The organism is Clostridium sp. (assembly GCF_021443865.1).
In the GTDB taxonomy this organism is placed as follows: Bacteria; Bacillota; Clostridia; order Clostridiales; family Clostridiaceae; genus Clostridium.
This window is the reverse complement of sequence record NZ_JABUTB010000045.1, coordinates 1-6,800: the sequence shown is the minus strand read 5'-3', so window position 1 is coordinate 6,800 and position 6,800 is coordinate 1. Positions and strand designations below refer to the sequence as shown.

The window sequence follows — 6,800 nt, the reverse complement described above, 5'->3', positions numbered from 1 at the left end:
CTTTTCTTCATTTATATAATATCTAATAAAAATCTCCTTATCCTTAGGAGTTAGTGCACTTAATAATGAATCTATTTCCTTTTTAAGTTCCTCTTTTTCTAAGAATCTTTCAATACTATCCTCACCCTTTATGTCTATGTCTTCAATATCATCCTTCATTAATTCTAAGTTTAAATACTTTCTTTGATATGAAATACATTTATACCTTGAAACTGCTGCCAACCAATTTTTAAATTCACCTTTTGTTTCATCATACTTATCAATTCCATTCCAGATAGCTAATAATATATCATTAACACATTCTTCATGATAATCGGTGAGGTTATACAAATGCTTATTTACTATACACTTTATTAATCCACCATAGGTATCAACTACATAATCTAATGCTTTTTCATTTTTCTTATTTAGATACTTTATAAAGTTTTTATCATTTACACTCATAAGATTCTCCTTCCTGTAAGTCCTTACACTTATTAATTAGCTTAAACTTTATAATTTCTATCAAATTAATTAAAATTTATTTTCCTTTATATTAACTAATGTTAATATACTATACTTTCCATAAAATAGTATATAATATGAATATAATGACTTTTCAGATGTATTTATAGTGGTGATTTTATGCTTTAAAAAAAATAATAATGAAAATAATAATTATTATTCTGCACTTTTTACTGGAATAGGGGTTGTTTTGGGAATTATTAACAGGATTATGTTTAGTCCTTTCTATTGGTCTTGCTCTAGATAATAAAACTAATTAAAAATAGGAGCTGTCGCAACAGCTCCTAAATTAAAAATGAATAATGAAAGATATATATTTTACATTAATTAAACTTTAGTAATTATACATTACGCATTATGCATTGTGCTACAGCACATTATCTATTTCCTCTTTCCTCTTCAGTTATATTTCTTATAGATTCTAATTCTGAACAATTACCTTCGCAAATATTATCTTTATGAGAGTTTCCCATACCGAAACTTAAATTTAAGAACATTAATTCTACTTCTTCTTCTTTTAATATACTTAATATTTCTATATTAATCTCTTGCTTTATTCCTTCGTATTTTGCATATGTTATTTCATTAGTATAAAAATACAAAAAAATTCCATAACCATAGGTAGATAATTCATTAAAGCTTACAATTATCAATTCCTTATCTATCTTTTCATGATTATTTAGTAAGTCCTTTATTTTTTCTAAAGAGCTTTTTATTTTCTCAACAGGTGTTTCAAATCTTATAGTAAATTTAAAATGTATTCTTCTTAATTTTCTTTGACTCCAATTTATAATATTTTCGTTAGCAAGCTTCGAATTAGGAATTGTTGCAACTGCCATGGAGAAGGTTCTTATTTTTGTACTTCTAAAGGTTATTTCTTGTACTATTCCTTCTATATTAGAGGTTTGAATCCAATCCCCTATTGCAAAAGGTCTATCCAGTACTATAATTACTCCTCCAAAAAGGTTAGAAAATGCATCTTGAGCCATTAATGCAAAGGCTATTCCACTTATTCCAAGTCCAGCTATAAAGCCTGTAAATCCAAATTCTTTTGCAATAATACTTATTCCAATAATAACTATTCCTAATCTTACTATTATAGATATAAAAGGAAAAACTATATTATTTTTTTGCATCCTTTTATAAAGTAATGAGTTTTCTAAAGTAAGATTATAAAAAAAATAGCATATTACTATTATGATAAATATTTTATTTAATTTATCACTTTTAAAAGTGTTAATATTTATTCCATCAAAATCTATTATTATTAATGAAACATACACACTATAAAAATTTATATATAATTTAATGGGCTTTTCTAATGCCCTAACAAAACTGTCATCAACATAGTTCTTTGTTCTTTTAACTAGTCTAATTGAATAATCAAATATTCTAGTAATTATAAATTTATTAATAATTAAAGCTGATATAATCACTAGTAATGCCAATATATATTTGCTTATACTAACTCTTAACAAAGCTTTAATAATAACCTCTATTTGTTCCATATTTACTCCTAGAGAATTTTTTAGTCTTTTTATTATATTTTATCCATTTTACTTAATAATATTTTATTTATAAAAAATTATTAAAAGGGTAATATTTTTATAAATTCCTAGAAAATAAAAAAAGAGCTGTCGCAGCAGCTCATAATTAAAAATGTATATTTATATTTTAAACTCACATAGAATTTATATTTAAAATTACTTTTTTAATTACTAAGTATTATACGACAGCTTTTTTTGCTTATTTTAATACAAAAGAATCACAATCAGTACATTGTACTTGACTTGGATTTTGTTCATGAGTTCCAACTTGGATCATTTCTAATGTACAGTATTTTTCTTGGTTATTATTATACTTACATTGCTGAACTGAACATTTTATGCTCGGATTTTTATCCATTAAAATCACCACCTTACTAGATTAGTATTTGCCATAAAACATATACTATTCATAAGGTGGTGATTTACTTAATGGTAATTTTATTATTTATTAAAAGTCTTGTGCTATAGTCTTACATTCGCCTATGCAAGTATTAACTATGTTGTCAACATCCATTCCAACAACATCAAGATTTTCAGCTGCTATACTCTTAATTTCTTTAACTCCAAAGAATGAAAGTATAGTTCTTAAATATCTTTCTCCCATTTCGAATTGTGCTCCCATTTCACTTGAATAGTCTCCACCTCTACCAGAAACTATTAAAGCTTTTGTAGCTTTACATGCTCCTACTGGACCTTGTGCAGTATATTTAAATGTTATACCTGTAACACTTGCATAATCAAAATATGCCTTAACTATAGCTGGTACACCTAAGTTCCACATTGGTGTTGCTATAACTATCTTATCAGCTTCTGCTATTTGATATGCATACTTTAATATTGGATGATTTTTGCTTTCTTCTGTTTTTTCACCAAAAACAGATGCTAAATCTTCTGCTCTTAAGAAATCTATGTTTTCCTTATATAAATCTAAAGTTGTTATTTCGTCTTCAGGATTTAATCTCTTATATTCTTCAATGAATCCATCTGCTACTTTAAATGTTCTTGATTGACCTTCTGGCTTTATATTTGCTTTTATGTATAATACTTTATTCATTTTACCCTCCATATAAACACTTTTGTAATGTTTACCTATTTGTTATAATATAAGTAAATCATAGTTTATTAATTATCAATTTACAAGTAGACACTTTTTTTATACATAGTATCTAAATTGATACTAATTATCAATTATTCTAAATTATTTATAAGGAGATATTATATGGAAAAATTTTCAGATAAACATGAAGATTGCTATTTAAATAATAATAACAACAATAATAACAATATTAATGATAATGATCTACACGAAACTTGTCCAATGATTTTAGTTCATAAACTTATTTCAGGAAAATGGAAAATCCTAATACTTTGGTATCTTGTAAATGGTCCCTTAAGATTTGGAGATATAAAAAGAAACCTACCTAATGTTACACAAAAAATGCTAACAAATCAACTTAGAAGCTTAGAAGCAGACAACCTTATTTACAGAAAGGTTTATGCAGTAATTCCACCTAAGGTTGAATATGGATTAACTGAAATGGGTAAAAGAATTATTCCTGTATTAGAAGCTATGCATAATTATGGTGAAGAATACATATTAGAAATGAAAGAATGAAAAAAATTAAGGAATGAAAGAATTGTGGAGATAATTCAGCTAAGCTGAATTACAAAATAAAATAGTTGATAAATAGGGATACTGTGTAATCTTTAAGACAGTAGCCTTTTTATTATGTTATAATTTAAACTAAACTAGGATTTACTTTGTATTCATATTAACAATCAAAAAGAAAAAATATATGAATATTCCAAATTATTAGATATTATTAAATATAAAAATTAAAGTCCAGCAAAGATTACTGGACTCTTTAATTTACACTTTTAACCTTATGTACTATATCTTTAGAAATTATGTAGTAAAACTATTTATCTCCTAGTTTTTCACTATTACTTCTTACCTATTCTCTAATCTTCTCCAAACACTTTTTTTCTTAATTCTAATCCTGCTTTTGTTACTGCCACTCCTCCAAGAGATGTTTCTCTTAATGAAGGTGGTAAGCTTTTTCCTACCTTATACATTGCAGATAATGCATCATCAAAAGGTATTTTAGATTCTACTCCTGCCATAACTAAATCTGCTGTGCATAATGCACTTATAGCTCCCGATGAATTTCTTTTTGCACATGGAATCTCAACTAAGCCTGCTACTGGATCACAAACAAGTCCTAATATATTTTTAAATACTATTGCTCCTGCATCTAAAGACATTTTAGGTGTTCCACCCATCATTTCAACAACTGCTGCTGATGCCATTGCTGCTGCAGAACCACATTCTGCTTGACATCCACCCTCTGCTCCTGCAAAGGTGGCGTTTCTTCCAATTATCATACCCACTGCTGCTGATGCAAATAATGCCTTTACTAATTCATCATCAGTTTTTTCTAATTTTTCCCCTGCTGTTAATATTACTGCTGGAAGTATTCCACAAGAGCCTGCTGTTGGACAAGCTACTATTCTACCCATAGATGCATTTACTTCTGATGAAGATAATGCCATTGCCATTGCTAAAACCATAGTTTCTCCTGTTAATGTTTTTCCCTTTTTTAGATACTCTTGCATTTTATATGCATCTCCACCTATAAGCCCACTAACAGAATAAACTTCCTTTTTCCTTGCCTCTGTTGCTCCAGTTCTCATGACTTCTAATGTCTTATGCATTTTATTTAAAACTTCTTCTCTTGATACTTCTCTATCTTCCATTTCTCTTCTAATAGCATATTCACTTAAAGAAATAGAATTTTCTTCACATATTTTAATAAGCTCTTCGCCAGATTTTGCTACGTCCAAACTACTCACCATCCTCTATTTTGTTAATAAGTATAACTTTTTCTATTCCTTCTACCTTTTTAATTTCTTCAATTACATCTTCAGAAATTATGCTATCTACTTCAAAAGTCATAGTTGCATTTTTTCCTTTTTGGCTTCTACCTAAAGTTAAAAATGCTATATTAACATCGCTATCATATAAAATATTAGTAACCTTAGCTACAGTTCCTGGGATATCCTTATGAGAAGTTATTATAGTAGAATATGTTCCAGTAAACTTAACTTCATTTCCGTTAATCTCAATTATTTCTATATTTCCTCCACCGATAGATGAACCTATAACTTCACATTCTTTTCCACTTTTAAGCTTCATTAAAAACTTAACTGTATTAGGATGATAATCCCCTAAATCTGTATCTTTAAAAGTAATCTTTATTCCCTTTTCCTTTGCAATTTCCAAGGAATCTCTAAGCCTTTCATCTGAAGGCTCCATTCCCATTATTCCAGCAACTAAGGCTCTATCAGTTCCATGCCCCTTATAGGTTTTTCCGAAAGATCCATGCAATAAAAATGTAACTTCAACTACTTCATCACCAGCTATAGTTCTAGCTACTTTTCCTAATCGTGCAGCTCCTGCAGTATGTGATGATGAAGGTCCAATCATAATTGGTCCTAATATATCAAAAACACCCATGCTACTCATGATTTCTCTCCTTTAGTATAAATTAATTTTTAATACCATCATTATATAAGTATCTTTATAAAATATCTATATTATTTAAAAAGTTTAATTAAGCTTGTGTTGTATATTTTAATTAAATAAGGATTATTTCTAAAATACAGCTTATACTTTTTTCTATTCTTTTCAAATTCAACAATAGTTATATTATTATTCCACTTTATAAGATTAATTTTATCTATTTCCTCTTTTTTATACTTAATAGTGTTTTTATATTTAATAACTTCTAATTCCTTTGTATTAATATTATATAAGCACCTTGATACTAACCTATTTCCATAAATTATTAATGCTATAATAAATATTAATAAAACTATTTTAATACTATTTTTTTGTTTAGAAATAACATTAACAATATTAGGAAAGAAACAAATATAAAATAAAACACTAAAATTACTTCTTGAATTAATATAATCAAACAATATTTCTTCCTTATTAAGCTCTAATCGTAAATCCTCTAATTTCTTTCTTTCGCTAAATAACAAAGCTACTATATTTAATGAATAAACTTTCCCACTATAAGTTAAAATTCCTAATATATATTCATCATAAAAAGCACTTCTTATTTCTTCTCTTTTTATAGTTATCTTTTTAAACTTTCTTTTGTAAATTAATTTTTCTTCATCTAAAAGTATCATATCCTTATGATAATCATCTTTTAAAACCATAAATTCTCCCTTTAATATTAACATTTCAATCATTTTATATACACTTATTCTTGATAAATTAGCATTATTCTCTGTAATCCATTCCTAATACATTAAGAGTGTCTTCTTTTAAATATACAACTATAGTTCCTAATAAATCATCCTTTGAAGTATTAAGTACCACTCTATAAGCTTCTACATTTTTGATATTTATGCTGTCAGTTTTTGTGGCAACAAAATAATCACTTGTAAATATTACTTTTCCTATAGAGGCAGTATCATAATTAATTATTTCTGATTTACTTCCATCATCTAACCAGTTATAGGCTATTTCTCTAATTTCTTTCTCAGTTTTTTTATAATCAGTAGGAGTACAGCCTATTAAAAGCAATGCAAAAACTAATATTAATAATGTAGATTTTAATATATTTTTCATAAATTCATCACCCCTTCATTAATTATATATAAATCTTTTTTCCAATTTAACATAATTGTATAATAATGTATTTTTTTATTATACATTTATTTGAAATATAATAG

At 26.6% G+C, this 6,800-nt stretch carries 9 protein-coding genes; 1 reads left to right on the top strand and 8 read right to left on the bottom strand.

Features of this window, described 5'->3' with window-relative positions; all coding sequences use genetic code 11:
* The 4 genes from HUJ77_RS09100 to HUJ77_RS09085 all read right to left on the bottom strand — a co-directional run.
* The coding region (locus HUJ77_RS09100; RefSeq protein ID WP_291708269.1) for a sigma-70 family RNA polymerase sigma factor at window positions 1-444 on the bottom strand (444 nt) is incomplete at its 3' end.
* 437 nt (window positions 445-881) lie between these two features.
* Entirely contained in the window at window positions 882-2,012 is a 1,131-nt protein-coding gene (locus HUJ77_RS09095) for a mechanosensitive ion channel family protein (protein WP_291708268.1), read from the bottom strand.
* 238 nt (window positions 2,013-2,250) lie between these two features.
* On the bottom strand, window positions 2,251-2,409 hold the full coding sequence (locus tag HUJ77_RS09090; RefSeq protein WP_291708267.1) for a DUF1540 domain-containing protein: 159 nt from the start codon (window positions 2,407-2,409) through the stop codon (window positions 2,251-2,253).
* 90 nt (window positions 2,410-2,499) lie between these two features.
* A complete protein-coding gene (locus HUJ77_RS09085) occupies window positions 2,500-3,105 on the bottom strand; it encodes an NAD(P)H-dependent oxidoreductase (RefSeq protein WP_291708266.1) in 606 nt (201 codons plus the stop codon).
* Window positions 3,106-3,270: 165 nt separating this feature from the next.
* On the opposite strand from HUJ77_RS09085, the gene HUJ77_RS09080 reads away from it, so the two are divergent.
* The gene (locus HUJ77_RS09080; protein WP_291708265.1) at window positions 3,271-3,666 is read left to right on the top strand and encodes a helix-turn-helix domain-containing protein; all 396 of its coding nucleotides are present in this window, start codon (window positions 3,271-3,273) and stop codon (window positions 3,664-3,666) included.
* Between the two features lie 347 nt (window positions 3,667-4,013).
* On the opposite strand, the gene sdaAA is transcribed toward HUJ77_RS09080, so the two are convergent.
* From sdaAA to HUJ77_RS09060, 4 genes are all read right to left on the bottom strand, one after another.
* Window positions 4,014-4,907, bottom strand: a complete 894-nt coding sequence (gene sdaAA, locus HUJ77_RS09075) for an L-serine ammonia-lyase, iron-sulfur-dependent, subunit alpha (RefSeq protein ID WP_291708264.1) — start codon at window positions 4,905-4,907, stop codon at window positions 4,014-4,016.
* Window positions 4,897-5,577 (bottom strand): L-serine ammonia-lyase, iron-sulfur-dependent subunit beta, encoded by a 681-nt coding sequence (sdaAB, locus tag HUJ77_RS09070; RefSeq protein WP_291708263.1) that lies wholly within the window; start codon window positions 5,575-5,577, stop codon window positions 4,897-4,899. The genes sdaAA and sdaAB overlap by 11 nt, the downstream gene beginning before the upstream one ends.
* A gap of 71 nt (window positions 5,578-5,648) precedes the next feature.
* Window positions 5,649-6,314 carry a hypothetical protein gene (locus tag HUJ77_RS09065; protein WP_291708262.1) on the bottom strand — a complete coding sequence of 222 codons (666 nt, stop codon included), beginning with the start codon at window positions 6,312-6,314 and terminating at the stop codon, window positions 5,649-5,651.
* Window positions 6,315-6,345: 31 nt separating this feature from the next.
* A complete protein-coding gene (locus HUJ77_RS09060) occupies window positions 6,346-6,696 on the bottom strand; it encodes a hypothetical protein (RefSeq protein WP_291708261.1) in 351 nt (116 codons plus the stop codon).
* Window positions 6,697-6,800: the final 104 nt, after the last annotated feature.

Coding starts and splice junctions, on each gene's coding strand:
- HUJ77_RS09095 (WP_291708268.1), bottom strand. CDS start 2,012: ATGGAACAAATAGAGGTTATTATTAAAGCTTTGTTAAGAGTTAGTATA.
- HUJ77_RS09090 (WP_291708267.1), bottom strand. CDS start 2,409: ATGGATAAAAATCCGAGCATAAAATGTTCAGTTCAGCAATGTAAGTAT.
- HUJ77_RS09085 (WP_291708266.1), bottom strand. CDS start 3,105: ATGAATAAAGTATTATACATAAAAGCAAATATAAAGCCAGAAGGTCAA.
- HUJ77_RS09080 (WP_291708265.1), top strand. CDS start 3,271: ATGGAAAAATTTTCAGATAAACATGAAGATTGCTATTTAAATAATAAT.
- sdaAA (WP_291708264.1), bottom strand. CDS start 4,907: ATGGTGAGTAGTTTGGACGTAGCAAAATCTGGCGAAGAGCTTATTAAA.
- sdaAB (WP_291708263.1), bottom strand. CDS start 5,577: ATGAGTAGCATGGGTGTTTTTGATATATTAGGACCAATTATGATTGGA.
- HUJ77_RS09065 (WP_291708262.1), bottom strand. CDS start 6,314: ATGATTGAAATGTTAATATTAAAGGGAGAATTTATGGTTTTAAAAGAT.
- HUJ77_RS09060 (WP_291708261.1), bottom strand. CDS start 6,696: ATGAAAAATATATTAAAATCTACATTATTAATATTAGTTTTTGCATTG.